This is a genomic window from Psychrobacter sp. W2-37-MNA-CIBAN-0211, from assembly GCF_040309405.1.
Classification (GTDB): domain Bacteria; phylum Pseudomonadota; class Gammaproteobacteria; order Pseudomonadales; family Moraxellaceae; genus Psychrobacter; species Psychrobacter glaciei.
The window spans coordinates 1-269 of record NZ_JBEOOU010000230.1; the positions used below are offsets into that span (position 1 = coordinate 1).

1 pseudogene is annotated in these 269 nt (G+C 41.6%); it reads right to left on the reverse strand.

The features are described from left to right. Positions 1–269, reverse strand: a pseudogene (locus AAEY72_RS15025) (hypothetical protein); the annotation flags it as partial.

Sequence of the window (269 nt, forward strand, 5' to 3'; positions counted from 1 at the left end):
ATCAATACCGATAAATTTCGCCGCCTCAACAGCCGTCATAGGCGTATTAAACTGCGCCAGCAATTTGGGCGTCAGCGGATAAGTTGCTTTGATACTGTCTTCTAGGCTGTCGTAATGATATAAGAATGGCAGCGGCAGATCTTGGGTGATAATCTTCTTAATAATTTTACAGTTATGGATACGCCAGCTGATCGTTTTATCGCTTAGTGCTTCTGCCAAGATAATCGCATTGGAATCTATCTCTTTACTGTTATTATCAACCGCAGATT